23 protein-coding genes, 2 tRNA genes and 1 pseudogene are annotated in these 25,103 nt (G+C 65.6%); 21 read left to right on the forward strand and 5 right to left on the reverse strand.

Going from position 1 to position 25,103, the window contains the following annotated elements; translation table 11 throughout:
- Positions 1 to 42: 42 nt before the first annotated feature.
- The 11 genes from ACXMDP_RS15340 to prfA all read left to right on the forward strand — a co-directional run bounded on the left by ACXMDP_RS15340 (position 43) and on the right by prfA (position 6,448).
- The gene (locus ACXMDP_RS15340) at positions 43 to 591 is read left to right on the forward strand and encodes an adenylate kinase (protein WP_094514294.1); all 549 of its coding nucleotides are present in this window, start codon (positions 43 to 45) and stop codon (positions 589 to 591) included.
- 46 nt (positions 592 to 637) lie between these two features.
- On the forward strand, positions 638 to 751 hold the full coding sequence (gene rpmJ, locus ACXMDP_RS15345; RefSeq protein WP_006173336.1) for a 50S ribosomal protein L36: 114 nt from the start codon (positions 638 to 640) through the stop codon (positions 749 to 751).
- Between the two features lie 97 nt (positions 752 to 848).
- Entirely contained in the window at positions 849 to 1,214 is a 366-nt protein-coding gene (rpsM, locus tag ACXMDP_RS15350; RefSeq protein ID WP_094514420.1) for a 30S ribosomal protein S13, read from the forward strand.
- Positions 1,215 to 1,277: 63 nt separating this feature from the next.
- Positions 1,278 to 1,670 (forward strand): 30S ribosomal protein S11, encoded by a 393-nt coding sequence (rpsK, locus tag ACXMDP_RS15355; protein ID WP_006173334.1) that lies wholly within the window; start codon positions 1,278 to 1,280, stop codon positions 1,668 to 1,670.
- A 50-nt stretch (positions 1,671 to 1,720) separates the two neighbouring features.
- Positions 1,721 to 2,659, forward strand: a complete 939-nt coding sequence (locus tag ACXMDP_RS15360) for a DNA-directed RNA polymerase subunit alpha (protein ID WP_259730030.1) — start codon at positions 1,721 to 1,723, stop codon at positions 2,657 to 2,659.
- Between the two features lie 52 nt (positions 2,660 to 2,711).
- Positions 2,712 to 3,062: a 50S ribosomal protein L17 gene (gene rplQ / locus ACXMDP_RS15365; protein ID WP_094514299.1), complete on the forward strand. Its 351-nt coding sequence runs from the start codon at positions 2,712 to 2,714 to the stop codon at positions 3,060 to 3,062.
- Positions 3,059 to 3,910: a tRNA pseudouridine(38-40) synthase TruA gene (gene truA, locus ACXMDP_RS15370; protein WP_259730057.1), complete on the forward strand. Its 852-nt coding sequence runs from the start codon at positions 3,059 to 3,061 to the stop codon at positions 3,908 to 3,910. The genes rplQ and truA overlap by 4 nt, the downstream gene beginning before the upstream one ends.
- Positions 3,911 to 4,104: 194 nt before the next feature.
- A complete protein-coding gene (gene rplM, locus ACXMDP_RS15375) occupies positions 4,105 to 4,557 on the forward strand; it encodes a 50S ribosomal protein L13 (protein ID WP_094514307.1) in 453 nt (150 codons plus the stop codon).
- Positions 4,554 to 4,961, forward strand: coding sequence for a 30S ribosomal protein S9 (gene rpsI / locus ACXMDP_RS15380; protein ID WP_094514311.1), 408 nt, complete (start codon positions 4,554 to 4,556; stop codon positions 4,959 to 4,961). The genes rplM and rpsI overlap by 4 nt, the downstream gene beginning before the upstream one ends.
- A gap of 8 nt (positions 4,962 to 4,969) precedes the next feature.
- Positions 4,970 to 5,248, forward strand: a complete 279-nt coding sequence (gene rpmE / locus ACXMDP_RS15385; RefSeq protein ID WP_094514314.1) for a 50S ribosomal protein L31 — start codon at positions 4,970 to 4,972, stop codon at positions 5,246 to 5,248.
- 102 nt (positions 5,249 to 5,350) lie between these two features.
- The gene (gene prfA, locus ACXMDP_RS15390; RefSeq protein WP_094514424.1) at positions 5,351 to 6,448 is read left to right on the forward strand and encodes a peptide chain release factor 1; all 1,098 of its coding nucleotides are present in this window, start codon (positions 5,351 to 5,353) and stop codon (positions 6,446 to 6,448) included.
- A gap of 54 nt (positions 6,449 to 6,502) precedes the next feature.
- On the opposite strand, the gene ACXMDP_RS15395 is transcribed toward prfA, so the two are convergent.
- Positions 6,503 to 7,000, reverse strand: a complete 498-nt coding sequence (locus tag ACXMDP_RS15395) for an HNH endonuclease (RefSeq protein WP_094514316.1) — start codon at positions 6,998 to 7,000, stop codon at positions 6,503 to 6,505.
- Positions 7,001 to 7,125: 125 nt separating this feature from the next.
- On the opposite strand from ACXMDP_RS15395, the gene alr reads away from it, so the two are divergent.
- Together alr and ACXMDP_RS15405 are read left to right on the forward strand one after the other, a co-directional pair.
- Complete coding sequence (gene alr, locus ACXMDP_RS15400; protein WP_259730029.1) at positions 7,126 to 8,352, forward strand: alanine racemase; 1,227 nt, start codon at positions 7,126 to 7,128, stop codon at positions 8,350 to 8,352.
- Between the two features lie 18 nt (positions 8,353 to 8,370).
- Positions 8,371 to 8,459, forward strand: a tRNA-Ser gene (locus ACXMDP_RS15405).
- Positions 8,460 to 8,494: 35 nt separating this feature from the next.
- On the opposite strand, the gene ACXMDP_RS15410 is transcribed toward ACXMDP_RS15405, so the two are convergent.
- Complete coding sequence (locus tag ACXMDP_RS15410) at positions 8,495 to 9,496, reverse strand: class A beta-lactamase-related serine hydrolase (protein ID WP_259730028.1); 1,002 nt, start codon at positions 9,494 to 9,496, stop codon at positions 8,495 to 8,497.
- 2 nt (positions 9,497 to 9,498) lie between these two features.
- Here ACXMDP_RS15410 and ACXMDP_RS15415 point away from each other — a divergent pair, with 2 nt between their 5' ends.
- The 5 genes from ACXMDP_RS15415 (at position 9,499) to ACXMDP_RS15435 (ending at position 15,399) form a co-directional block, all read left to right on the forward strand.
- Complete coding sequence (locus ACXMDP_RS15415) at positions 9,499 to 10,251, forward strand: C40 family peptidase (protein ID WP_399233321.1); 753 nt, start codon at positions 9,499 to 9,501, stop codon at positions 10,249 to 10,251.
- Between the two features lie 30 nt (positions 10,252 to 10,281).
- Positions 10,282 to 11,280, forward strand: coding sequence for a glycosyltransferase family 2 protein (locus ACXMDP_RS15420; RefSeq protein ID WP_259730027.1), 999 nt, complete (start codon positions 10,282 to 10,284; stop codon positions 11,278 to 11,280).
- A 110-nt stretch (positions 11,281 to 11,390) separates the two neighbouring features.
- Positions 11,391 to 11,507 (forward strand): photosystem I reaction center subunit VIII, encoded by a 117-nt coding sequence (locus ACXMDP_RS15425; RefSeq protein ID WP_094514330.1) that lies wholly within the window; start codon positions 11,391 to 11,393, stop codon positions 11,505 to 11,507.
- 71 nt (positions 11,508 to 11,578) lie between these two features.
- The gene (locus ACXMDP_RS15430) at positions 11,579 to 12,070 is read left to right on the forward strand and encodes a photosystem I reaction center subunit XI (protein ID WP_094514333.1); all 492 of its coding nucleotides are present in this window, start codon (positions 11,579 to 11,581) and stop codon (positions 12,068 to 12,070) included.
- A 206-nt stretch (positions 12,071 to 12,276) separates the two neighbouring features.
- The gene (locus ACXMDP_RS15435) at positions 12,277 to 15,399 is read left to right on the forward strand and encodes an efflux RND transporter permease subunit (RefSeq protein ID WP_259730026.1); all 3,123 of its coding nucleotides are present in this window, start codon (positions 12,277 to 12,279) and stop codon (positions 15,397 to 15,399) included.
- A gap of 246 nt (positions 15,400 to 15,645) precedes the next feature.
- Here the strand turns inward: ACXMDP_RS15435 and psaB are convergent, their stop codons facing one another.
- Together psaB and psaA are read right to left on the reverse strand one after the other, a co-directional pair.
- Positions 15,646 to 17,859, reverse strand: coding sequence for a photosystem I core protein PsaB (gene psaB, locus ACXMDP_RS15440; RefSeq protein WP_094514338.1), 2,214 nt, complete (start codon positions 17,857 to 17,859; stop codon positions 15,646 to 15,648).
- Positions 17,860 to 17,880: 21 nt separating this feature from the next.
- Positions 17,881 to 20,184, reverse strand: a complete 2,304-nt coding sequence (psaA, locus tag ACXMDP_RS15445; RefSeq protein WP_094514341.1) for a photosystem I core protein PsaA — start codon at positions 20,182 to 20,184, stop codon at positions 17,881 to 17,883.
- Positions 20,185 to 20,691: 507 nt separating this feature from the next.
- On the opposite strand from psaA, the gene ACXMDP_RS15450 reads away from it, so the two are divergent.
- Positions 20,692 to 22,155, forward strand: coding sequence for a hypothetical protein (locus ACXMDP_RS15450; protein WP_259730025.1), 1,464 nt, complete (start codon positions 20,692 to 20,694; stop codon positions 22,153 to 22,155).
- Positions 22,152 to 23,942 carry a precorrin-3B C(17)-methyltransferase gene (gene cobJ / locus ACXMDP_RS15455; RefSeq protein WP_259730024.1) on the forward strand — a complete coding sequence of 597 codons (1,791 nt, stop codon included), beginning with the start codon at positions 22,152 to 22,154 and terminating at the stop codon, positions 23,940 to 23,942. Before ACXMDP_RS15450 ends, cobJ begins: the two co-directional genes overlap by 4 nt.
- 67 nt (positions 23,943 to 24,009) lie before the next feature.
- Here the strand turns inward: cobJ and ACXMDP_RS15460 are convergent.
- Positions 24,010 to 24,083, reverse strand: a tRNA-Pro gene (locus ACXMDP_RS15460).
- Between the two features lie 67 nt (positions 24,084 to 24,150).
- On the opposite strand from ACXMDP_RS15460, the pseudogene lipA reads away from it, so the two are divergent.
- Positions 24,151 to 25,023, forward strand: a pseudogene (gene lipA / locus ACXMDP_RS15465) (lipoyl synthase); the annotation flags it as partial.
- Positions 25,024 to 25,103: the final 80 nt, after the last annotated feature.

Raw genomic sequence — 25,103 nt, forward strand, 5'->3', positions numbered from 1 at the left:
TCCCCCGCCCCTTCTCTGGTTTCCGCTCATCCGCCCCCTTCCATGAAGCAGCGCATTCTTTTTCTCGGCCCCCCAGGAGCCGGCAAGGGCACCCAGGCCGAGCGTCTCGCGGCCAGCCACAACCTCCTGCACCTCTCCACCGGCGAGTTGTTGCGCGCCGAAGTAGCTGCGGGCAGTGCGCTCGGCCAGGAAGCGGAGGCCGTGATGGCCCGTGGCGAACTGGTCAGCGACACCTTGGTGCTGGCGATCGTTCGTGCCCGTCTGACCTGCTGCAACGGCGGCTGGCTGCTCGATGGTTTCCCACGCAACCTGGCCCAGGCCGAAGCCCTCCAGCAACTGCTGGAGGAGATCGGCCAACCGATCGAATTGGTGGTGCTCCTGGCCCTCGATGACGAAACCCTCGTGGAGCGCCTGCTGGCACGCGGCCGCGCCGACGACAACGAAGCTGTGATCCGCAACCGTCTTGTCGTCTACAGCGATCAGACGGAGCCTTTGATCGCGTACTACCGCGCCAAGGGGCTGCTCAGTTCCGTCGAGGCCAGTGGCACGGTCGAGGCGATTGCCGAGCGAATCTCCGCTGTTGTGGGTTGAGCGCTGTGGTACGTTATCTGTTTGGAAATTTGGAGCACCGCTGCTCATGAAGGTGCGTGCCTCGGTCAAGAAAATGTGTGACAAGTGCCGGGTGATCCGCCGCCATGGCCGGGTCATGGTGATCTGCACCAACCCCAAACACAAACAGCGCCAGGGCTGACCTGCGCTGTTCCCGCCTCATTCATCTGCGCCCTCTTGGGCGCACCACCCAGCCCACCGTGGCTGGGCTCCCCTCTGCCCAACTGAATCGTTTCTTCGTGGCTCGGATTGCCGGTGTCGATATCCCTCGTGACAAGAGGGTTGAGATTTCTCTCACTTACGTCTATGGCATCGGCTTGACCCGTGCCCAGAAGATCCTGGCCAAGGCCGGTGTCAGCCCGGACATCCGGGTGAAAGACCTTGACGACGCTGACGTGCAGAAACTGCGCGCCGCAGCGGAATCCTTCACCCTCGAAGGCGACCTGCGCCGTCAGGAGGGCATGGCGCTCAAGCGTCTGCAGGACATCGGCTGCGTTCGTGGCCGCCGCCATCGCATGGGCCTGCCGGTCCGTGGGCAGCGCACCCGCACCAACGCACGCACCCGCCGCGGCGCGCGCAAAACCGTGGCCGGCAAGAAGAAGTAATCCTCTCGCCCAGCGCCTCACCGGCGTCAGTCCTTCCCAGTCCCCTACCCCAGGCCCCTGTCCATGGCGAAGCCAGCCAAGAAAACCGGCGCAAAGAAAACCAAGCGGAATGTGCCCAACGGCGTGGCACACATCCAGAGCACCTTCAACAACACCATCGTGTCGATCACCGACACCGCTGGCGAGGTGATTTCCTGGTCGTCTGCCGGGGCCAGTGGCTTCAAGGGAGCCCGCAAGGGCACCCCGTTCGCCGCCCAGACGGCCGCCGAAGCTGCCGGCCGCCGCGCCCTCGAGCAGGGCATGCGGCAGATCGAAGTGCTGGTGCGCGGGCCTGGATCTGGCCGTGAAACCGCCATTCGTGCTCTGCAGGTGGCAGGTCTTGAGATCACCCTGATCCGTGATGTCACCCCGCTGCCTCACAACGGTTGCCGGCGCTCCAAGCGCCGCCGGGTCTGAGTCGCTTCACTTCCAAGCCCTCGGGCATTCCTCTTCACCACCTTCAGGCCGTGCATCAGTATCAGATCGATCGCGTCGAGCATCAGATCGGCGAAGACCGCTCCCAGACGGGCGTCTTTGTGATCGGGCCCCTCGATCGCGGCCAGGCCATCACCCTGGGCAACGCCCTGCGTCGGGTGCTCATGGGTGGGATGGAAGGCAGTGCGATCACGGCCGTGCGCATCGCCGGCGTGAACCATGAATACGCCACGGTGCCGGGTGTCCGCGAAGACGTTCTCGACATTCTCCTGAACTGCAAGGAAGTGGTCGTCAGCAGCCGCAGCCGCGATCTTGAGATCGGCCGGCTTGTGGCCACCGGCCCCGCCACCGTTACCGCCGGCGACCTTCAATTCTCCTCGCAGGTTCAGGTGATCGACCTTGAACGGCCGATCGCCACCGTCGCGGAAGGCCACAGCCTCGAGCTTGAAGTGCACGTGGAGCGGGGTGTGGGCTATCGCCCCGTCGACCGTCACAACGAAGACACCAGCGCCATCGACCTGCTCCAGATCGATGCCGTGTTCATGCCGGTGCGGCGGGTGAACTACACCGTCGACGAAACCGCTGTCGGCGAAGGCGGCTCGGCGCGGGAGCGGCTGCGGCTCGAGATCCACACCAGCGGCGCGATCACCCCCGACGACGCCATGGCCCAGGCCGCCAATCAGTTGATTGCCCTGTTCCAGCCGCTGGCCAGCCTCACCATCGACGACGAGCCGGGCGCGGAGCCGGAGCCCTCTGCTGAAAGCCAGATCCCTCTGGAAGAACTCAACCTGTCCGTGAGGGCTTACAACTGCCTGAAGCGTGCCCAGGTGAACTCGGTTTCCGATCTCATGGGCTTCAGCTACGAAGACCTCCTCGAGATCAAGAACTTCGGTTCCAAATCGGCCGACGAGGTGATCGAAGCCCTTGAGCGCATCGGCATTTCTCTGCCCCAGAGCCGCACCACGGCCTAGACCCCGCTTCCCTGCGCGATCTCTCCCCTTCGACGTACACCACCCCGGAACCATGCGCCACCAATGCCGAGTCCCCCTTCTTGGTCGCCCAGCTGACCAACGCAAGGCACTGCTGCGCGGACTCACCACCCAGTTGATTCGCGAGGGCCGCGTCACCACCACCAAGGCCCGGGCCAAGGCCCTGCGTGACGAGACCGAGCGCATGATCACCCTGGCCAAGGAGGGCACCCTGGCGGCCCGCCGCCGGGCCATGGGCTACATCTTCGACAAGCAACTGGTCCACTCGCTCTTCGACAAGGCCCAGGAGCGTTACGGCGACCGCCAAGGTGGCTACACCCGCATCATCCGCACGGTGCCCCGGCGCGGCGACAACGCCGAGATGGCCATCATCGAGCTGGTCTGAAAACGCCGCGCCGCATCGCCCTTTGTCTTCAGTACGAGGGCTCCTGCTATCACGGCTGGCAACGGCAGCCTCACCAGGCGAGCGTTCAGGCCACCCTGGATCTAGCCATCGCCGCGCTTGAGCCCCCACCTTCACCATCCACAGTTGCGGCAGGCCGCACCGATGCGGGCGTGCATGCCGCAGCCCAGGTGGTGCATTTCGATGCCACAGGCCCGATTCCTGCCGAGCGCTGGCCCGCCGCGCTGAACGGACGCTTACCTGCGAGCATCCGCGTGCTTGCTGCCTCTGAGCAGCCTCAGAGCTGGCACGCCTGCTTCTCCGCCACCTATCGGCGCTACCGCTACACCCTCTACAACGGGCGCACTCCCAACCTCTTCCTGGCGCCATTCACCTGGCATCGCTACCGCCACCGGCTCGATGAGAACCGGATGCGTGCCGCGCTGGAAGGAATGCTCGGCACCCACAACTTCGCCGCTTTCCAGCGGGCCGGGAGCAGCCGCCCCCATGCCCGCACCACCGTTCAGGACGTGAGCCTTGAGCGCGACGGCGACCTGATCACCGTGGAGATCCAGGCCAGTGGCTTCCTGTACGGCATGGTGCGCTTGGTGCTGGGCCAGCTTGTGGCGCTCGGGGAGGGCCGGCTCAGCCTGGAGCAGTTCGAGCACCGTTGGCGCACCGGAGCGCGCGCTGAGGTGAAGGAAGCGGCTCCGCCCCAGGGTCTCTGCCTGCTGCGGGTTGGGTACCCACAGCCAATCTTCCCCATGAGCGCATGGTATGATTGCCAACCGCGATTCAGGTTGAGAAGCCAGGATCCGCCGGAGTTTTCGCCTCTTTCGCCCAGCTCCTGAAACCAAGTCCAGTGGGCCTTTCGCGGCCGCCTCCAAGGGATTTACCCAGGAGCTGGAGAAGGCGACGGTCTAGGCTCCGGATCAGCGATGGCCTCAACGTTCTCTCCATGCGGAGACAACAGGGCCACCTCCCTCCTGTCCAGCCCCCCCATTCAGCGGGATGGCGCAATCCCTCCGTCCGGCCTGCCGGTGCAATGAACAAGACCTCCGTCCCCTCTCCTGATTCCCTTGATCGCCAGTGGTACCTGGTTGATGCAGAGAATCAAACGCTCGGCCGTCTGGCCAGCGAGGTGGCCAGCGTGCTGCGCGGCAAGAACAGCCCTTCCTTCACCCCTCACCTTGATACCGGCGATTTCGTCGTGGTCGTCAACGCCGACAAGGTGCGTGTGAGCGGCAACAAGCCCGAGCAGAAGATCTACCGGCGCCATTCCGGCCGCCCCGGCGGCATGAAAACCGAAACCTTCGCCGCCCTGCAGGCTCGCCTCCCTGAGCGCATCGTTGAGAAGGCGATCAAGGGGATGCTGCCCCACAACGCCCTAGGGCGGCAGATGTTCCGCAAGCTGAAGGTCTACAAGGGTGCCGAGCATCCGCACGCCGCTCAGCAGCCCCAGCCCCTGGCCCTCGATCCTTCCGCTTCCGCACGATGAGCACCTCCACCAATCGCGTCGTCTACTGGGGAACCGGCCGCCGCAAGACAGCCGTCGCCCGTGTGCGCGTGGTGCCCGGCACCGGCGCCATCACGATCAATGGCCGCCCCGGCGACAACTACCTGAACTACAACCCCAGCTACCTCGCTGCGGTCAAAGCACCTCTCGACACCCTGGGACTGTCCACCGACTACGACCTGTTGGTCAACGTCAAAGGCGGCGGCCTCACTGGGCAAGCCGATGCGATCAAGCAGGGGGCTGCCCGTGCGCTTTGTGATCTCTCCCCAGACAACCGCAAACCGCTGAAGACCGAAGGCCACCTGAGCCGCGACCCCCGGGCCAAGGAGCGTCGCAAATACGGCCTCAAGAAAGCCCGCAAGGCTCCCCAGTTCTCCAAGCGCTGATCCACGTCATGCCCAAGAGCGACATCCATCCCACCTGGTACCCCGATGCCAAGGTGATCTGCAACGGAGAGGTGGTGATGACCACCGGCTCCACTCATCCCGAGCTCAACGTCGACGTGTGGAGCGGCAATCACCCCTTCTACACAGGCACCCAGAAGATCCTCGACACCGAAGGTCGCGTCGACCGCTTCATGCGCAAGTACGGCATGGCCAGCACCGACAGCGCCAAGAAGGCCACAGCACCGGCGGCCGAAGCAGTCAGCGAAACCCCTGCAGCCGACGCTTGAGACCCTGCCGGTCTGGCCTCCCACCCGGCACCGTGCTGATTTCACACCCACGGCCGGATGCTCCAGGGCATCCGGCTTTTTGCTGAGCGCGCCACCGCTGCCATGGACCCTGCCTTCCTCGCCGAACGTCTGGAAGCCGTCCGTCTGACCTTCACCACCCTGGAGCGGCAACTCGCCGATCCGGCGGTGGCCGCCGATCCGGCCCAGCTGCAGCACCTGGCCCGCGAACGGTCACGGCTCGAACCGCTGGTGCTCGATTACGCCTGCTGGAACGAGCTGCGGCGAGAGTGGACCCAGACCCGCCAACTGCTGAAGGAGAGCCGCGGCGACGCTGAACTGGAGCTGATGGCCCAGGAAGAGCTGGCGAGCCTGACGGCCCGGATCGGTGCCACCGAGGAACGCCTCACCCTCGCCTTGCTGCCGAGCGATCCCCGCGATGAGCGCAGCGTGATGCTGGAGATCCGCGCCGGCGCCGGCGGCGACGAAGCCTCGCTCTGGGCCGGGGACCTGGCCCGGATGTACGAACGCCATGCCCAGACGCTCGGCTGGCAGGTGCAGCCCGTCAGCGCGTCTGAAGCCGATCTCGGTGGCTACAAGGAGGTGATCCTCTCGATCCGTGGGGATGGGGTGTACAGCCAGCTGAAGTACGAAGCCGGCGTGCACCGGGTGCAGCGGGTTCCCGCCACCGAGTCGCAGGGGCGGGTGCACACCTCCACCGCCACCGTGGCCGTCATGCCCGAAGCGGATCCAGTGGAAGTGCAGCTTGATCCCAGCGACCTGGAGATCAGCACGGCCCGCTCAGGGGGCGCCGGCGGACAGAACGTCAACAAGGTGGAGACCGCCGTCGATCTCCTCCACAAACCCACCGGCATTCGCGTCTTCTGTACCCAGGAGCGCTCCCAGCTTCAGAACCGGGAGCGGGCTCTGGCGATCCTGCGGGCGAAGCTGCTGGAGCGTGAACTGGCGGCCGCGGCCGCAGCCGAAAGTTCGCAGCGACGGGCCCAGGTCGGCAGCGGCGACCGCAGCGAAAAGATCCGCACCTACAACGTGAAAGACAACCGGGTGACCGATCACCGGCTCGGCCGAAACTTCGCGCTCGAGGCGGTGCTGCAGGGCCAGTTGGGCGAAGTGATCGCAGCCTGCATCGCCGCCGATCAACGCCGGCAACTGGAGCAGCTGGCGGCTGACGCAGCGGCGTGAACACTGATGGGCTGCTTGGCCCATCAGCGGGAGGTCCGTTGTCTGGCGCCGGCTTCAGGCCCCGATCACATACTTGGCCCACTCGCGACGGCCGGAGCGGATCTGGCGTGTGGCCTCGAAGTAGAGGGTGCTCACGGGCCGCCGCGGCACCCTCGCCAGTGGCATGGAGGCCTCGCGCGGGGTGCGGTTGCCCTTGCGAACGTTGCAGCGCAGACAGGCGGTGGTCACGTTTTCCCAGCTGTCGCCCCCTCCTCTGCTGCGGGGGATCACGTGATCGATCGACAGCTGATCGCCCTGATAGCCGCAGTATTGGCAGGAATGGCCGTCGCGCTGAAAGACATTGCGGCGGGTCAGGGGCAGCTCCTTGAAGGGCACGCGCACGAACTGGCGCAGCCGGATCACCGATGGCAGCAGCAGATCGTCCCGCAGGATGCGGCTGCTGTCGTGTTCGAGGCCTTCCGCCTTCCCCTTCAGCACCATCACCGTGGCACGACGCCAGGTCGTGATGTTCAACGGCTCATAGGAGGCGTTCAGTACGAGAACCTGGCTCACGACGCTCTGTCGAGGGGAGGCATGCCAGACCTCCTGCGTGGCGGCATGCTAATGGGAGTTTCTGGTCCTGCTTCAGATCCGCTCCAGGTTCGCTCTACGCGGCTCCCTGCCACGCCCTCGCCCGGATGATTCCCGCTTCCGACGCTCCTTCCTTCCCCTCCGCCACTCCCTCCACCACCGACGCCCCGCTCGCTTGCGGTCTGCATCCCACCCAGCGAGCATGGGTGGAGGTGGATGCTGCGGCAATCCAGCGCAACGCCAGCCGGTTGCAGCGCTTTCTCAGCCCCGGCTGCGCGTTGATGGCCGTTGTCAAGGCCGATGGCTATGGCCATGGCGCCCTGCCCGTGGCGCAGGCGGCGCTGGCCGGCGGTGCCAGCTCACTCGGGGTGGCCACCCTGCAGGAAGGTGTGGATCTGCGGCAGCGGGGAGTTAAGGCACCGATCCTGGTGATGGGCAGTCTGGTGGGCGCCGAAGAGCTTCACAGCTGCCTGCACTGGCAGCTGATGCCCACGATCAGCACGCTGGAGGAGGCCAGCTTGAGCCACCGCCTGGCGGCAGGCACCGGTCGCCGTATGGCGGTGCATCTCAAGCTCGACACCGGCATGGCCCGGCTGGGGGTCGACTGGCGCGTGGGTGCCCAGCTGCTGGAGTCGCTGCATGACCTCGACCACCTGGAGGTGGCCGGGCTGTATTCCCATCTCGCTGATGCCGATGCCCCTGACGCCGGCGGCTCCGATCTGACCCGCCAGCAGCAGGAGCGGTTCGAATGCGTGCTGTGCCAGGCCGCGAACCGCGGGCTGGCCACCGGCCTGCGTCATCTCGCCAACTCCGCCGGCAGCCTGCGCGGGCCTTCCCTCCACTACGACCTGGTGCGGGTCGGCCTGGCCCTCTACGGCCATGCGCCTGCCCCCCATCTGGCCACTCAGGTGCAGCTGGAGCCGGCCATGGGGGTTCGTGCCCGGGTCACCCTGCTGCGCGATGTCCCAGCCGGCGTGGGGGTGAGCTACGGCCACCAATGGCGCGCGCCGCGGCCCAGCCGCCTGGCGGTGGTGGCGATCGGATACGCCGATGGCGTGCCGCGCTCCCTCTCCAGCCGCATGGAGGTGCTGTTCGCGGGCCATCGGCTGCGCCAGGTGGGTGCGATCACCATGGATCAGCTGTTGATCGATGCCACCGACGAACCCGAGCTGCGCGTGGGATCGGTGGTGACGTTGCTGGGCTGCGACGGGGACATTCGCATCGGTCCGGAGCACTGGGCCGCCACCTGCGGCACCATCCCCTGGGAGATCCTCTGCGGCTTCAAGCATCGGTTACCGCGGCTCCGTCCCGAGGAGGCCTGTCACAGGCGCTGATAAGCTTTGCCAGCCCCTGGAGAGGTGGCTGAGTGGTTGAAAGCGGCTCCCTGCTAAGGAGTTACAGGAGGCAACTTCTGTCGAGGGTTCGAATCCCTCCCTCTCCGTTCCCTGGTTCTGCAGCTCCCGCGTTGTTCCTGGCTCACTGAAGCGTGGGCCTGCCTTGGCGCTGGTGGTCAGTGGCGCCCTTTGCATCGGCAGGCCGCACCTCTGGATCCACGGCGCTGGCTTTCAGCAGGCCGGCAGCCAGCTGGGGCAACAGGCGTGCATCCTGCGCCCGCTCGGACCCCTCGCTGAACACCACCAGTAGAAAGGGACGATGGCCCTCCATCTCCACATAGGCAGCATCGTGGCGGGCCTGGCTCATCCAGCCCGCCTTGCTCCAGAGCCGGGCGGACAGCGGCAGCCCTTCACCGAGGAAGCCGTCCACCTGATTCTCCGGATCCGCTGCCCGCAGCGCTGGATCGAGCGGACGCCGCAGCAGCTCGCGCATACGGGCGCTCGCCAGTGGCGATACGAAGGCGCCCGCCATGGCGGCATGCAGCAGGCGGGCAGTGGCATCGCTGCTCAGCCGGTTGCGGTTGGCGCGATCGGGTCCGTAGAACTGGCGCTCCCGCCCGTAAGGGCCATCGCCCCAGGTCTTCTGACAGAGGTTGCAGGCCTCCATCTCGGGCCAGCCCAGGCGGGCGAACCAGCGATTCACCAGCTGACGTTGCGCCATCCAGGCGTCCAGAGCGGCCGGAGGCAGGTCCGGACCGCTGGTGGTGCCGGTCAGCATGTCCACCACATAGCCGGTGGCGTCGTTGCTCGAGTCACGGATCATGTCCGCGAGGGAGCGCCGCAGCTCCGGCGACTCCTCCAGCAACTGGCGCTGCAGCCAGGCTTCCGCCGCCGCCAGATAGAAGAGCTTCACCACGCTGGCGGGGTAGACGGAGCGGCCACCCGCCCAGCTCGCTCCGGCCGGCGGCAGGGCCCAGAACGTCGCCGGATCAAGCCCATCGGCCTGGCCGATCAAGGAGGTCTCGTACCGCAGCCAGGTGACGGCAAGCTGATCGGCAAGACCGGGCCGGGCCTGCCCTTCCAGTTCGCGGAGCCGCTCCTGCAGGATCGTGCCCATGGCCCCATCCGGGCGGTAGAACGCCATCGATGTCAGCCACAGCAATGGTGAGATTAGGCACTCCCGCAGCGGCGGAACTGCTGGTGACAGGCAGCCGCTGGCGCCTGCTGGCCCCGCTGGACGGGTACAGCCGCCCCAGCGGGGCTGGACTCGCCACCCAGGCCGCGGCAGGGCGCTGCCTGGAGGTGCTCCAGGCAGAAACGCCGCCGGAGGGAAGGCTGCGGGTGCGGCTGCTCGAAGACGGCTACGGCTGCTGGCTGGACGCGGGTGAACTGGCTGGCAGAGCGGAAGTGGCAGCCCGTCCGGTGCCGCGGCTGCTGACGGCGGCAGCGATCCAGGCCCGGCTGCCTGAGGTGCTGGCATTCGCGGCCGGCGCTGCCGCCTGCCCCAACCACTACCTCTGGGGAGGCACCACCGGCCCCCACTACGACTGCTCCGGGTTCATCCAGAGCGCGTTTGCCCAGGCGGGGATCTGGATTCCCCGTGACGCCTATCAACAGGAACGGTTCTGCCAGCCGGTGGCGGTGAGCCCCTCCACCTTGACGCTGCTGCGACCGGGGGACCTGATCTTCTTCGGCCGTCCCCAGCGCTGCACCCATGTGGGACTGCACCTGGGCTCCGGGCGCTATCTGCACAGCTCCGGACGCGACCACGGCCGCAACGGTCTGGGCATCGACCAGCTGGCCCCCTGGGACACGCATCCGGTGGCCAGCCACTACCGCCGGGAACTGCGGGACGCCGGCAGGGTGGTCCACTGCCATGACGGCAGCCCACTCCCGTAAGTTGCAGGCTCACCTCTTTCCGCCAGCCCCATGAGCGCGCCCCTTCGGCTGGAGCTCTCGGTGGTGATCCCCCTCTACAACGAGGAAGAAAGCCTGCCGCCGCTGGTGGAGCAGGTGCTGAGCGCCGTGCGTCCCCTGGGGCGGCCCTTCGAACTGGTGCTCGTCGACGACGGCTCCACCGACCGCACCGCCGAGGTGCTGACCGGGCTGGCCGCGCGCGTGCCGGAGCTGGTGGCCGTGCTGCTGCGGCGGAACTACGGCCAGACCGCTGCGATGGCGGCGGGTTTCGATGCCAGCACCGGCGCCATGATCGTGACCCTCGACGGAGACCTACAGAACGATCCGGCCGATATCCCACTGCTGCTGGAGCGGCTGGAGGATGGCTACGACCTGGTGAGCGGCTGGCGGCACCTGCGCAAGGACGCTGCCGTGCAACGGCTGCTGCCGTCGTTGATCGCCAACCGGCTGATCGCGCGGGTGACCGGGGTGCGCCTGCACGATTACGGCTGCTCGCTCAAGGCCTACCGCCGTGAAGTGGTGGCCGACATGAACCTCTACGGCGAGCTGCATCGCTTCCTTCCGGCACTCGCGTTCATCGAGGGCGCCCGGATCGCCGAGGTGAAGGTGAACCACCATCCACGGCGCTTCGGCAGCAGCAAATACGGCATCGATCGCACCTTCCGGGTGCTGATGGATCTGCTCACGGTCTGGTTCATGAAGCGGTTCCTCACCCGTCCCATGCACGTGTTCGGATTCGGGGGGCTGGCCTCCCTGGCGGTGGGCCTACTGATCAGCCTCTATCTGCTGGGCGAGAAGGTTTTCCTCGATGCCGATATCGGCAATCGTCCCCTGCTGCTGGTGGCGGTGCTGGCGATTGTGGCCGGCATCCAGCTGTTCTGCTTTGGGCTGCTGGCGGAGCTGCAGATGCGCACCTATCACGAAAGCCAGGGGCGGCCCATCTACCGGGTGCGGCAGACCCTCAAGGGGCCCCGTGGCGCTGAACTGGCCGCAGCGGTGGGCCCGGCCTGAGCGAGGGTTTGTCCCTGCCGGATTGAACTTTTATGTCGCCCTGTGCAGGCTTCTGAGCCTGGCCGAAAGCGATCCTTACAGTACCGGCGGTTGCTGTATTGGCCCACGCCATGACTGGAGAATTCGTAGCTGCCTGGCTGCCGTCTGTGTTCGTGCCTCTGGTGGGAATCCTCGGTCCTGCTGTCGCCATGGCCCTGCTGTTCAACGTGATCGAAGCCCGCGACTGAACCGGTGCACGGGTCAACGCCCGCCGGTCTTTCGCTTCGCCCGTTCGCCTCCCCTTCGCTCGCTTCATCTCATGACCGTCCACCCCGTCGCCGACCCCACCGTCGGCAACCTGGCCACCCCGATCAACAGCAGCTACTTCACCAAGGCGTTCCTGAACGCGCTGCCCGCCTACCGTCCGGCCTTGTCCCCCAACCGGCGTGGTCTGGAAGTGGGCATGGCCCACGGTTTCTTCCTCTATGGGCCTTTCGCCCTCACCGGGCCGCTGCGTCTCACCGAGTACGCCAGCACCGCCGGCCTGCTGGCCACGATCGGTCTGGTTTCGATCCTCACGGTCTGCCTGTCGATCTACGGCACCGCCGGCACCGGCCCCAACGTGCAGCCCCCCGACGCCACGATCGACAATCCCCCCGCAGACCTCTTCACCAAGGCCGGTTGGGCTGAGTTCGCCAGCGGCTTCTGGCTGGGTGGCTGCGGCGGCGCCGCCTTCGCCTGGTTCCTGGCCGGTACCGCTCTGGTGGCTCCGCTCACCAACCTCGCCGGTGGCGTCTGGAGCGTCAACTGAATGCGCTGAGTCTTCGACGTTCACCTTGAAGCCCCGCCCAGGCGGGGCTTTTTCATGGCCGGAACCAAGGTTGGCAAGAGGCCCACACCGCCTCTGGGGCAGAAGCAGCGGCGCCAGCAGCCGGCGCGGTGCCAAAACGGCTCAGGAGCGGGGGCAGTTTCTGTAAGGATTGGTGAACGACAGGCTTGAGTTGCGGGATCGGATCCATGTCGGTGTCTGATCCGTTTCTGCGCCGGCCGGTGCTCACCCTGGTGGTGACCCTGCTGATCCTGCTGGCCGGGCTGATCAGCCTGCCGGCACTGCAAGTGGAGAACCTGCCGCCGATCGCGCCAATCCGCGTGATCGTCCGGGCCAGTTATCCCGGCGGTGGAGCAACGGTGGTTGAACAGGGTGTCACCACACCTCTGGAGCAGCAGCTCAATGGCCTGGAGCGACTGGAGAGCATCCGCTCCACCAGCTCTGCGAATGGCAGCGCAATCACCCTCACCTTCGATGGCGGTAACGCGGAGCTCAACCAGATCAATGCGCAGAACGAAGCGGCCCTGGTGAACAGGCAGCTGCCGCCCCAGGTGGCCCGTCTGGGGGTTCAGGTACGGCGCAGCTCTGACGATCTGCTGATGGTGCTGAGTTTCAGCGCACAGCGAGGCCTTTATGCACCATCCTTCCTCAGCGGCTGGATCGACCAACAGCTCAAGGACCAGCTGCAGCGAGTGCCGGGTGTCGGCAATGTCACCATCTCCGGTGGAGGGCAGCTCGCCTTCCGCCTCTGGCTCGATCCTGCGGCACTGGAGCAGCGCCAGCTGACGATCAGCGATGTTGAACGGGCAGTGGTCGGCCAGAACGTTCTGGCAGCCCTCGGCCAGGTGGGCGACGCCCCCAGTCCAGCCGGACAGCTGACGACCCTGCCCCTGGAGATGGAGGGCCGCCTGCGCAGCGTGCAGGAACTGGAGTCGCTGGTGGTCAGCCGGTCGGCCAACGGCGGGGTGGTGCTGCTGAGCGACGTAGGACGCGCCAGCCTTGAGCCCGAGAGTTTCGACAACTCCGCCCGGAATCTGGAAGGAAACACCACGGTGGTGGTTCAGATCTTCCAGAGGGACGGCAGCAATGCACTGCAAGTGAGCAAAGCCGTGAATGCGGCACTGGCGGAACTGGCGCCCAGCTTTCCGCCTGGCATCGCCTTGCAGCAGATCGTGGATGTGGCCGACAGCGTTCGAGAAAGCATCGATCTCACCTGGGCGAGTCTGCGGGAGGCGGTGCTGCTCGTCCTTATCGTCCTGCTGCTCTCGCTCGGCAACACGCGGCTGGCCATCGTCACCGCCGTGGCAGTACCGGTGTCCTTGGTCGGAAGCCTCACGATCCTGAGGCTTGCCGGCAGCTCGATCAATACCCTCACGCTGTTCGGCATGGTGCTGGCCACAGGGATCCTTGTGGACGACGCCATCGTGGTGAGCGAGGACATCGGTCGCCGGCTGGAGCTGGGGGAAACGCCGCTGCAGGCTGCGCGGAACGCCATGAACGAACTGGCCGGGGCGGTGATCGCCACGTCGCTGGTGCTCGTTGTGGTGTTTCTGCCGGTGTTGGCGCTGCCCGGCAGTGTTGGCAGGCTCTACCAGCCCATCGCCATCACGATCAGCGCCACGATTCTCATCTCCACGGTCAACGCGCTCACGTTCACGCCTGTAGCAGCGAGCTGGCTCCTCGTTCACGGCTGGAAGGAACCCCACTGGCTGCTGAAGATCCTTGCTCGTCCCCAGCGTTGGCTCGACAGGCTGCGGCGTCACTATGGCGAAGCACTGCAGCATTGCTTCCGCTTGCGCCGGCTGATCCTGGTCGGGCTGGCGGCAGGCCTGGTCCTGGCAGTGTGGGGCCTGGGTCAGTTGCCCACCGCCTTCATTCCCCAAGAGGACGACGGTCAGGTGCGGGGCGTGGTGGTGTTGCCCGGCGGCTCCTCCCTGGAAAGCACCGAGACGGTGCTGGAAAAAGTGAGGCAAATCGTCGTGCAACAAGAGCCTGCCGTCCGCGTGGGCACGTTCAATGCAGGCCGCTCCTTCGGCGACAGTGCCGCGAACCGGGGCACCTTCTTCCTGCGGCTCAAGCCCCAGGCAGAGAGAGGATCAGGCAGGGAGATGAGCAATGAAGCCGTCGCTCGGCGGCTCGGAAGGATTCTGAGAGAACGCCTACCGGAAGCATCTGTGCAAGTCAGCGTTCCCCCTTCCGTGCGGGGCTTCAGCGGCGAAGGAGGCCTGGAGCTGGAGCTCCTTGACATCAGCGGCGGCCGTATGAGCCTGGCAGATTTCGAGCGCGAGGTACGCGATTTCATCGCCGCTGCCAACACCACCGACGCCTTTGAGCGGGTAAGCACCCGCTTCAGCGCCGATTCCCCCCTGCTGCGACTGCGGCCGGATCGACTGCGAATGGCATCGCTCGGGGTTGATCTGGAAACGGTGGTGTCCACCCTGGGAGCCAGCTTCGGCAGCAGCTACGTCAACGACAGCTTCGAGGGCGACCGGGTGCGCCGTGTGGTCGTGCAACTGGATGGCGCAGACCGAAGCACGGCTGAGGACGTGTTGGCCCTGAAAATCCGCAGTGCCGCCGGGGCACTGATACCGCTGCGGGAAATCGTGCAGATGGAGCAAGCAAGTGGTCCGGTGGCGATCAACCACAGCCGCCTGAGACGAGCGATCACCGTTCAGGCTGTGCCCAGGGCAGGAGTCAGCACCGGCCAAGCCATCGCCATGCTGGAGCAGGTGCATCAGGCGCGACCCAACCTGACCACTGACCTCGAATGGGTGGGACTGGCCCGCGAGGAACGCCAGTCAGGCGGAAGGGCCTGGCTGGTGTTTGCATTCGGTGTGGCCGTCATGGCGTTGGTGTTGGCCGCCCTCTACGAGAACTTCATCGATCCTCTGATCATTCTGATCACTGTTCCCCTTGCCTTGGTCGGGGCGGTGGTGGGTCTGGCAAGCAGGGGCAACTTTCTTGATATCTACGCCCAAATGGGGATGTTGGTATTGGTGAGCCTTGCCGCCAAGAACGGCATTCTGATTGTCGAGTTCGCCAACCAAAGGATGGCGGAAGGAAGTGGACTGCAGGAGTCGGTGGAGGAAGCCGCCCTAAGCCGCCTGCGGCCGATCCTGCTCACTGCTCTGGCATCACTGGCCAGCATCCTGCCGCTCTTGCTGGCAGGGGGCAGCGGGGCTGCAGGAAGGGCCAGCATGACCAGCATCAGCACAGTTCTCTTCTACGGCCAGCTGGTAGCAACTGTTCTCACGTTGTTTGTCGTGCCGGTGGTGTACGTCGAAGTGAAGATGCTCGAAGGTCGGCACTGAAGGCATAACCTCGCGAAGCAGGTTTCACCAGTGAGACAGTGAAGCCGGGCCACCCCTTCCATCCCTTGGCCCCACTTCCGCACGGCAGGATTTGGTGCCAAACCCCCAAGACTTCAGCGTGTCGCGAGGGTTACGGGATTGCGATGTCATCGTTGTGTCAGCACCTGCTTCAGCACATGAAAAAACCCCCGGGTATACCCGGGGGTGAAGGAGGATCGTCCCTCGAAGATCAGGCTGGCCGCAGGGTCAGCCGAATTTGCCGGAGGTGGATGCGATCAAGAAGGCTGCGTATGTGAGCACGTAGCCAACGGAGAAGTGCGCCAGACCGACCACACGGGCCTGAACGATCGAGAGAGCGACGGGCTTGTCACGCCAGCCCACCAGGTTGGCGAGCGGGGTGCGCTGGTGTGCCCAGACGATGGTTTCGATCAGCTCCTGCCAGTAACCGCGCCAGGAGATCAGGAACATGAAGCCAGTGGCCCACACCAGGTGACCGAAGAGGAACATCCAGGACCAGACGGCCAGGTTGTTCGACCCGAACGGGTTGTACCCGTTGATCAGCTGGGAGCTGTTGAGCCAGAGGTAGTCGCGGAACCAGCCCATCAGATAGGTGCTGGATTCGTTGAACTGAGCCACGTTGCCCTGCCAGATCGCCAGGTGCTTCCAGTGCCAGTAGAAGGTGACCCAACCCACCGTGTTCAGAGCCCAGAACACCGACAGGTAGAAGGCGTCCCAAGCAGAGATGTCACAGGTGCCGCCACGGCCGGGGCCGTCGCAGGGGAAGGAGTAGCCGAAGTCCTTTTTATCGGGCATCAGCTTGGAACCACGGGCGTCCAGAGCACCTTTGACCAGGATCAAGGTGGTGGTGTGCAGGCCAAGCGCGATGGCATGGTGCACAAGGAAGTCGCCAGGGCCGATGGGCAGAAACACATCGGTGTTGCCGTTGATGGCATCGAGCCAGAAGTGATCACCAGGGATGTTGGCCGAAGCCAGGCTGGCGGCACTGCTGGGGTTCGAGAGCAGCACATCCATTCCGTACATGGCTTTGCCGGAGGCAGCCTGCACGAACTGGGCAAACACGGGCTCCACCAGGATCTGCTTCTCGGGGGTTCCGAACGCCACGACCACGTCGTTGTGGACGTAGAGGCCGAGGGTGTGGAAACCAAGGAACAGGGAGACCCAGCTGAGGTGGCTGATCAGAGCTTCCTTGTGATCAAGCATCCGAGCCAGAACATTGTTCTTGTTGGCTTCGGGGTCGTAATCACGAATGAAGAAGATCGCACCGTGAGCGAAGGCACCGACCATCAGGAAGATGGCGATGTACTGGTGGTGGGTATAGAGAGCAGCCTGCGTCGTGTAGTCCTTGGCGATGAACGCATAGGACGGCATGGCATACATGTGCTGCGCCACCAGGCTCGTGACCACACCCAGCGAAGCCAGGGCCAGGCCGAGCTGGAAGTGGAGCGAGTTGTTGACGGTGTCGTAGAGGCCCTTGTGCCCAGCGCCGAGGTCACCAGGGGTGCCCTTGGGGGGGTTGTGAGCATCAAGGATCTCGCGGATCGAGTGACCGATTCCGAAGTTGGTCCGGTACATGTGACCGGCGATCACGAAGATGCAGCCGATCGCCAGATGGTGATGGGCAATATCCGTGAGCCAGAGCGCCTCAGTCTGGGGGTGGAAGCCGCCAAGGAAGGTGAGGATCGCGGTGCCGGATCCCTCAGCAGTACCGAACACCTGGTTGACGGTGTCGGGGTTCTCGGCATACACACCCCAGTTGCCGGTGAAGAACGGAGCCAGACCGGCGGGGTGGGGCAGCACGTTGAGGAAGTTGTCCCAGCCGACGTGCTGACCGCGGGCTTCGGGAATCGCCACGTGGACCAGGTGACCGGTCCAGGCGATGGAGCTGAAACCGAACAGAACAGCCAGGTGGTGGTTCAGACGGGATTCAGCGTTCTTGAACCAGGCCAGGGAAGGCCGGAACTTGGGCTGAAGGTGAAGCCAGCCAGCGAACAGAGCCCAGGCCGACAGGATCATCATGAAGATGGAACCCTGATAAAGCTCGGCGTTGGTCTTCATTCCGATCGTGTACCACCAGTGGTACAGGCCGGAATAAGCGATGTTCACCGGAGAGGTGGCACCCGCCTGAGTGAAGGCGGTGATGGCCCCTTGGCCGAAGTGAGGATCCCAGATCGCGTGAGCGATGGGACGGACATGCAGCGGATCGGCGACCCACTGCTCGAAGTTGCCCTGCCAGGCGATATGGAACAGGTTGCCGGAAACCCAGAGGCCAATGATGGCCAGATGACCGAAGTGGGTGGAGAAGAGCTTCTGGTAAAGCTTCTCCTCGGTCATCCCGTCATGGCTCTCGAAGTCGTGAGCCGTGGCGATGCCGTACCAGATACGGCGGGTCGTCGGGTCCTGTGCCAGACCCTGGCTGAACGAAGGAAATTTCGTTGCCATTGGGAAAGGTCAGGTGTGAGGTCAGCCGACCGCGATGAGTCGGGACAGGAAGAAGGCCCAGGTGGTAGCGATACCGCCCAGAAGGTAGTGAGCAACGCCCACGGCACGACCCTGAGTGATGCTCAGAGCACGTGGCTGGATGGCCGGAGCCACTTTCAGCTTGTTGTGAGCCCAGACGATGGACTCAATCAGCTCTTGCCAGTAGCCGCGGCCGCTGAACAGGAACATCAGGCTGAAAGCCCAGACGAAGTGAGCACCCAGGAACATCAGGCCATAAGCACTGGAAGAGGTGCCGTAGCTGTTGATGACCTGAGCGGCCTGCGCCCAGAGGAAATCGCGCAACCAGCCATTGATGGTGATGGCGCTCTGAGCGAAGTTGCCATTGGTGATGTGCTGAACGCTGCCGTCCGCATTCACCGTGCCCCACACATCGCTCTGCATCTTCCAGCTGAAGTGGAAGATCACGATCGAGATGGAGTTGTACATCCAGAAGAGGCCGAGGAACACATGGTCCCAAGCCGAAACCTGGCAGGTACCGCCACGGCCGGGGCCGTCGCAGGGGAAGCGGAAGCCCAGGTTCGCCTTATCGGGGATGAGCCTGGAGCTGCGGCTGTAAAGCACACCCTTCAGCAGGATCAGCACGGTGACGTGGATCGTGAAGGCGTGGATGTGGTGGACCATGAAGTCGGCCGTTCCCAGGGGGATCGGGCCGGCAGCCACCTTGCCACCCACAGCAACAACAGCGCCATTGAACACTTCGCTCACACCGGCCAGCGCGTTGGGCGCAGTGGTGCCGGCTGCAGCGGCGTGCAGGCCCTGAATCCATTGAGCGAAGATGGGCTTCAGCTGAATGGCGGTGTCACTGAACATGTCCTGGGGACGGCCCAGGGCACGCATGGTGTCGTTGTGGATATAGAGGCCGAAGCTGTGGAAGCCAAGCCAGATGCACACCCAGTTGAGGTGGCTGATCAGGGCATCACGAGCTTTCAGAACCCGGTCAAGCACGTTATCGATGTGCTGGGCAGGGTCGTAGTCGCGGATCAGGGCAATGGCAGCGTGAGCGCCAGCACCCACCACCAGGAATCCGCCGATCCACATGTGATGCGTGAACAGCGAGAGCTGGGTGGCGTAGTCGATGCCGATGTAGGGATAGGGGGGCATCGAATACATGTGGTGCGCCACGATGATCGTGAGCGAACCGAACAGCGCGAGGTTGACTGCCAGCTGGGCATGCCAGGAGGTGGTCATGAACTCGAACAGGCCGTCGTGACCCTTGGGTGCGGGGAACAGCAGGGGATCGCCCTTCTGACCCTCAAGGATCTCCTTGATGCTGTGGCCGATGCCCCAGTTGGTGCGGTACTGGTGGCCGGCAACGATGAACAGGACAGCGATCGCCAGGTGGTGATGCGCGATGTCGGTCATCCAGAGGCTGCCCGTAACGGGATTCAACCCACCTTTGAAGGTGAGGAAATCGCTGTAGGCGGCCCAGTTGCCCGTGAAGAAGGCGGAAAGGCCCGCTCCGAAACCGGGGAACAGCTGAGCGATCAGGTCCTGGTTGAGGAATTCGTGGGGGAGGGGAATGTCCGCCACCGAGGCGATGGTCTTGCCATTGAGCACCAGCGGCTTGCCGGCATCCATGGCATCCATCAGGGCCGTGGTCGGCAGGGACACGTGCAGGAGGTGACCCGTCCAGGACAGGGACCCCAGCCCGAGCAGACCGGCCAGATGGTGGTTGAGCATCGACTCAACGTTCTGGAACCACTCCAGCTTGGGGGCTGCCTTGTGGTAGTGGAAGACACCGGCGTTGAGCATCAGACCGGCCATCACCAGGGCGCCGATTGCCGTGCAGAGCAACTGGAACTCACTGGTGAAACCCCAGGCTCTCCACACGTGGAAAAGACCTGAGGTGATCTGGATGCCGTGGAAGCCGGCGCCCACATCGGCGTTGAGAATTTCCTGGCCGAAAATGGGCCAGACCACCTGAGCACTCGGTTTGACGTGCAGGGGGTCGGCCAGCCAGCCGGTGTAGTTGGAGAAGCGGGCACCGTGATAGAAGGCGCCGCTCAGCCAGATGAAGATGACGGCCAGATGGCCGAAGTGAGCGCTGAAGATCTTCCGGGAGACCTCTTCAAGGTCGCTCGTGTGGCTGTCGAAATCGTGAGCGTTGGCGTGGAGGTTCCAAACCCAGGTGGTGGTTTTGGGACCTTTGGCGAGGGTGCGATCGAAGTGCCCGGGCTTACCGAGAACATCGAAGTCGACGGGAACGGGGTTCCGGTCAACCATGGCCTTCGCCGTTTTCCCACGCTCTGGTGGGCTGATGGTCATCGAGACGTTCCTCGAGGGACGGGGTCGAGGTGGAGGTGGAGGTCCACCGCTCCGGCCGGGTGCAGGCACCTGGCCGGCGGGCCGAACAGCACCGCGGATCGGAATCCGCCATGCCGTTGACTCCAGAGGGCAGGGGCGTGGCGAAAGCCAAAACCCGTTGCCACGACTGGGGCAAGGGCCCCGATGAGGGGACCGCTGGCGAGAGTATAGGGGCGAGCTTCTGGCCGTTTGCCGAGGAAGTAACAAAGGTTCAATCCCCTGGCTCTCCTGTCTGGGACTGGGCTCTCCCGCCCGATTCTTGTCATTGAAATGCCGGGGATAAGCCCCCATTTGTTATCCGGCAATTCCGGATGTTGGAGCGTTGATTCAAGTCCTCAGTGCGGCATCGATTCTGCGCTCACCAATGGGCCAGCAGAATGCCCAGGCCGTCGTCAGGGCAGGAGCAAGGAGATGGTCATGGCGAGCCTGCCTGCCCGGAAGCTGCCGCACTTGCGGGGTTCACGCGCCTTGGGGCGGACCATCAGCGCCGGCCTGCTGTGCCTCAGCGTGTTGCTCAGCGGAGGCTGGGGCTGGAGAAACGCCGGCTCACCTCCGCCTACCGCTGCACCGGCTCCGCTTGCCAGCGGCACCGTGCGCGAAGTCGCGCCGCCCCGCCCGACTGAGCAACTCAAGGAGGTGCTCAGCGCCCATCGCCCGCAGCTGACGATCGTTGCGCCAGCGCCGGACACCGTTCTTCCCGCCGACCCCTGGACCCTGGAGCTGCGTGTGTCTGACTGGCCGCTGGCGGGGACCAACCCAGGCGCTCCCGGCACCCATCTGGTGGTGCAGCGCGACCAGGAGACACCGATCCGGGTCGGTGCGATGCCTGCCAGCCGCAGCGATGAGGACTCCGCCGATCCGCGCACAGTGAAGGTGCCGATGGAGCCGCTCACCCCGGGGAGCCATCGGATCAGCGTCTACGCCGCCTACCCCTGGGGTGAAGCGGTGAAAGCGCCCGGCGCCAGCACCCAGATCCGGTTGCACCGCGCCGCCACCAACACCCTGGGGGTGCCACAACCCGCCAGCCCCCAGCTGATTCCGGCCATTCCTTTCGACCTGATCCAGGCAGAACCGGTGCTGATCGACTGGCTGCTGTTCGATGCCCCCCTGCAACACCTGCGCGACGGCGACGACAGCTGGCGGTTGCGGATCACCCTCAACGGCGACAGCTTCCTGGTGGACCGTCAGACCCCGATCTGGCTGAAGGGACTGACCAGCGGGGAAAACGCCATCCAGCTGGAACTGCTTGATGGGAGGGGCGACCCGCTCAATGCACCCTTCAACTCCCTGGTGACGGCGGTGACACTTACGGCTGGGGCTCCATCGCGCTGGCCCTCCACTCCCCTCAATGACGCTGAGCTGAAGCGGGCCCTGCTGGGCGGAGCGGTCGGAACCTCCCCAGCAGAGCCTGCGCCGCCCAATCCGCCGGCGCCACCAGGGAAGCCATTTCCACTGGGGCAGTCATCTGCTTCTGGGCAATCGTCTGCTCCTGGGCCGCAGGATCCGAGCGACAGCTCGGGCGCCAGCGCCAGAAATGCGGAGGAGGAAGCAGAGGCGGAGGAGCTGGAACCTGCCACCCTCGCCGCTCCTTCTGCCACTGCTGCGCTCTCCGCTGCCGGCCTGGCAGACGGGGAACAGGTGGGGGAAGCATCCATCGCCGAGAAGGACGCCCCCCCACCTGAGCCTGAGCTCGAGAGCCAACCTGAACGTCAGGCCAAAGCCGAAATCGAAACTCAGCTCAAAACGGGTAACGAACCTCGGCCCGAAATCGAACCAGAACACGAGCCGGAAGACCCGCCAGCTCTTAGCGATGGGATTGTCTCCATCCCTGGTGCACCTAGCGAAAGCAATGCCGACGACGGACCGACAGCCGGCCCGTCCGCCGATGCGGGCGAATCGCCGGCGATCGTGCGTGCCAGGTTCGGCGCATGAACGACCCCACGCCTGACGCCCTGCCCTTGCCCTGCCGGGGACTCAGCCTCAGTCCTGCCGGCCTGCCCCTGCTTCAGCGGCTGCACCAGGCCGGACTTGTGCAGGACATCGCCAGCCCCGAGGAAGCCGGCGGCACCTATCTGACGCGGCAGTGGGGCAACAGCCGCTCCTTCGTGGCCGTGGGTGCCTGCGGCGCCATCACCCGGCTGATCGCACCACTGCTGCAGGGCAAACGCCAGGATCCGGCGGTGGTGGTGGTGGACCCGGCCGGACGCTTCGCCATCCCGCTGCTGGGCGGCCATGGCGCCGGGGCAGAGCGTCTGAGCCAGCAGGTGGCGGCCCTGCTGGGCGGCCAGGCCGTGCTGACAGGCGCCAGCAGCGGCAGCGGCCGCCTTGCTCTCGATTGCTTCGGCACCGCGTGGGGATGGCGGCGCGGCAGCGGTGACTGGGACAGCCTGATGCAGGCAGCGGCCAGGGGGGAGCAGCCACTGGTGCAGCAGACCAGCGGCTCACCCCTCTGGCGCGAGCTTGAAGCGACCCAGCCGCTAAGCGGCGTGCCCGACCCGGCAGCTCCTGTGCTGGTGATCAGCGATCAACTGGGCACGGGCTGTCGCTGGCACCCTCCCAGCCTCTGGCTGGGGGTGGGCTGCGAGCGCGGCACGAGCTTCACTCTGCTGGAGCGGGCGGTGCTGGCTGCGCTGCAGGAGGCTGGGTTGGCGCCGGAGGCCGTCGCCGGCCTCTGCAGCGCCGACCGCAAAGGGGATGAGCCGGCACTGCTGGCGCTGGCCGCTGAGCGCCAGTGGCCGCTGCGGCTGTTCAGTGCCGCCGAGCTCGCCGTGGTGCCGGTGCCGACCCCTTCGGCGGCCGTGGCGCGGGAGATGGGCACGGCCAGCGTGGCGGAGGCGGCAGCGCTGCTGGCCGCCGGACCCGGGGGCTGCCTGCGCCAGGCCAAACGCATCGAACGCTGCCGCAGCGACGAACGCGGGGCCGCCACGGTGGCGGTCGCGGCCGCCGCCGAGCAGTGGGCGCCGCAACGGGGCCGGCTGCATCTGATCGGCAGCGGGCCTGGCGAGCTGGCGCTGCTCACTCCCGATGCCCGTGCCGCACTGGCGGCGAGCACGGTCTGGGTGGGCTACGGCCTGTACCTCGACCTGCTGGAACCACTGCGTCGGCCTGATCAGCTGCGCTGCGACGGCCAGCTCACCCTGGAGCGGGAACGGTGCCGCCAGGCGCTGGAGCTGGCGGCGCAAGGCCTGACGGTGGCACTGGTGTCATCGGGCGACAGTGGCATCTATGGCATGGCCGGGCTGGCGCTGGAGCTGTGGCTGGCCCTGCCGGCCGAGGCCCGACCCGGCTTCACGGTGCACCCGGGCATTTCCGCGCTGCAGCTGGCGGCCGCCCGCGCCGGAGCCCCGTTGATGCACGATTTCTGCACCATCAGCCTGAGCGATCGGCTCACGCCATGGGAGACGATCGAAACCCGCCTGCGCGGGGCAGCTGCGGGGGATTTCGTGGTGGCCCTCTACAACCCGCGGTCGCGCGGACGCGACTGGCAACTGGCCCGGGCCTGCGCCCTTCTGCTCGAACAGCGGGGTGGCGACACGCCGGTGGCCCTGGCCCGGCAGCTGGGGCGGCAGGACGAGCAGGTGAGCCTGCACCGATTGGCGGACCTGCCGGTGGCGGAGGTGGACATGCTCACGCTGGTGCTGATCGGCAACAGCACCACACGGATTCAGGACGGTCGCATGGTGACCCCCCGCGGTTACCCCGGGGCTGATCTGGCCTGAGCCACGGTGTTCCGGGTCCACGACGGTGACGATGCACCGAAATCAGCGGATGCCTTGAAGATGAAAGTCGGGATGACAGGATTCGAACCTGCGGCCCCTTCGTCCCGAACGAAGTGCGCTACCAAGCTGCGCTACATCCCGATGGGGAGAGGATAGGCGATCGCCGCTCCGGGGCCCCTAAATTCATGGGCTGTTCAGGCGTGGGTCCGTGTCGCAGCTCAAACCCGACTGGCTGCGCGTCAAAGCCCCGCAACGGGAGCGCATCGGCGCGGTTGCCGACCTGTTGGTCGACCTGAAGCTGAACACGGTCTGCCAGGAAGCCAGTTGCCCCAACATCGGCGAGTGCTTCGCCGGTGGCACGGCCACGTTCTTGATCATGGGGCCGGGTTGCACCCGCGCCTGCCCTTACTGCGACATCGATTTCGACCGAAGCGTGCGGGCACTGGATCCCACCGAACCGGCACGCCTGGGCGAGGCCGTGGCGCGGCTGGGTCTGCAGCATGTGGTGATCACGTCGGTGAACCGCGACGACCTCGACGACGGGGGCGCCAGCCAGTTTGTGGCCTGCATCGCCGCCGTGCGTGAGCGCTCCCCCGGCACCACCATCGAGCTGTTGATCCCCGACCTCTGCGGCAACTGGGAGGCCCTGGCCGCCGTCATGGCAGGTAAGCCCGAGGTGTTGAACCACAACATCGAAACGGTGCCGCGTCTGTACCGGCAGGTGCGTCCTCAGGGGGTGTACAGCCGCTCGCTGGAACTCCTGGCGCGGGTTCACGACCAATGGCCAGCCACCTACACCAAATCGGGCCTGATGGTGGGTCTGGGCGAAACCGACGCCGAAGTGCTCGACGTGCTCGCCGACCTGCGCCAGAACCACGTTGACATCGTGACGATCGGCCAATACCTCTCTCCAGGGCCGAAACACCTGGCCGTTCAGCGTTTCGTGGAGCCTGCCACCTTTGCAGCCTTCCGCCAGCAGGGGGAAGGGGAGCTGGGATTCCTGCAGGTGGTGAGCTCACCGCTCACCCGCAGCAGCTACCACGCCGGGGAGGTAAGGCGCCTGATGCGGGAACATCCACGCGGCGACGCCAACCTCGGCAAGGAAACGGGGGCTGGCGGCACAGCACAGCCCCTGGTGGCAACGCTGAGCTAGTTGGGGTC

Source organism: Cyanobium sp. ULC065 (assembly GCF_977927515.1).

Coding starts and splice junctions, on each gene's coding strand:
- ACXMDP_RS15340 (WP_094514294.1), top strand. CDS start 43: ATGAAGCAGCGCATTCTTTTTCTCGGCCCCCCAGGAGCCGGCAAGGGC.
- rpmJ (WP_006173336.1), top strand. CDS start 638: ATGAAGGTGCGTGCCTCGGTCAAGAAAATGTGTGACAAGTGCCGGGTG.
- rpsK (WP_006173334.1), top strand. CDS start 1,278: ATGGCGAAGCCAGCCAAGAAAACCGGCGCAAAGAAAACCAAGCGGAAT.
- rplQ (WP_094514299.1), top strand. CDS start 2,712: ATGCGCCACCAATGCCGAGTCCCCCTTCTTGGTCGCCCAGCTGACCAA.
- rplM (WP_094514307.1), top strand. CDS start 4,105: ATGAACAAGACCTCCGTCCCCTCTCCTGATTCCCTTGATCGCCAGTGG.
- rpsI (WP_094514311.1), top strand. CDS start 4,554: ATGAGCACCTCCACCAATCGCGTCGTCTACTGGGGAACCGGCCGCCGC.
- rpmE (WP_094514314.1), top strand. CDS start 4,970: ATGCCCAAGAGCGACATCCATCCCACCTGGTACCCCGATGCCAAGGTG.
- prfA (WP_094514424.1), top strand. CDS start 5,351: ATGGACCCTGCCTTCCTCGCCGAACGTCTGGAAGCCGTCCGTCTGACC.
- alr (WP_259730029.1), top strand. CDS start 7,126: ATGATTCCCGCTTCCGACGCTCCTTCCTTCCCCTCCGCCACTCCCTCC.
- ACXMDP_RS15410 (WP_259730028.1), bottom strand. CDS start 9,496: ATGGCGTTCTACCGCCCGGATGGGGCCATGGGCACGATCCTGCAGGAG.
- ACXMDP_RS15415 (WP_399233321.1), top strand. CDS start 9,499: ATGTCAGCCACAGCAATGGTGAGATTAGGCACTCCCGCAGCGGCGGAA.
- ACXMDP_RS15420 (WP_259730027.1), top strand. CDS start 10,282: ATGAGCGCGCCCCTTCGGCTGGAGCTCTCGGTGGTGATCCCCCTCTAC.
- ACXMDP_RS15425 (WP_094514330.1), top strand. CDS start 11,391: ATGACTGGAGAATTCGTAGCTGCCTGGCTGCCGTCTGTGTTCGTGCCT.
- ACXMDP_RS15430 (WP_094514333.1), top strand. CDS start 11,579: ATGACCGTCCACCCCGTCGCCGACCCCACCGTCGGCAACCTGGCCACC.
- ACXMDP_RS15435 (WP_259730026.1), top strand. CDS start 12,277: ATGTCGGTGTCTGATCCGTTTCTGCGCCGGCCGGTGCTCACCCTGGTG.
- psaB (WP_094514338.1), bottom strand. CDS start 17,859: ATGGCAACGAAATTTCCTTCGTTCAGCCAGGGTCTGGCACAGGACCCG.
- psaA (WP_094514341.1), bottom strand. CDS start 20,184: ATGACCATCAGCCCACCAGAGCGTGGGAAAACGGCGAAGGCCATGGTT.
- cobJ (WP_259730024.1), top strand. CDS start 22,152: ATGAACGACCCCACGCCTGACGCCCTGCCCTTGCCCTGCCGGGGACTC.